At 42.7% G+C, this 431-nt stretch carries 1 protein-coding gene; it reads right to left on the reverse strand.

Features of this window, described 5'->3' with window-relative positions; genetic code table 11:
* Positions 1 to 62 precede the first annotated feature (62 nt).
* The coding region (locus NE473_RS30280) for a hypothetical protein (RefSeq protein WP_502802854.1) at positions 63 to 431 on the reverse strand (369 nt) is incomplete at its 5' end.

The raw sequence follows: 431 nt of genomic DNA on the forward strand, positions 1-431 counted from the left end.
CCAGCGGTGCGTAAAACATATAGTAAAACACCACATTCCCCATAACAAGGTAAGGCATATCATTATTTTTTCAGTGCATCGAGGTCAAGTCTGTGGTTGGCAGCGTATATCGCCACATTTTCCGGCTGTTCCAACTGACTTACTGCTATCTTCAAATCCGCCGACTGTGAATAGGAAAAAACCTCAATTGCCCGGTCCACCAATTCCTCTTCCCACATGTTTAGCATCTCCATTCTCAGAAATGCTTCCCTCATGGAAATGACAGGACAATATCTCTCCTTCTTTTCAAATAACATTGTGATCCCCTCGGTTGGAAGCCCTTTTGCCACAATCTTCACGTCCCCCTGGATATGGGAATCTTCCAAAGCCGCCTGAATGCATTGCTGATAAGCACCACAAAATTGTTTATATAATTTAAGATTCATATTCTT

The organism is Hungatella sp. SL.1.14, from assembly GCF_024460495.1.
Classification (GTDB): domain Bacteria; phylum Bacillota; class Clostridia; order Lachnospirales; family Lachnospiraceae; genus Hungatella; species Hungatella hathewayi.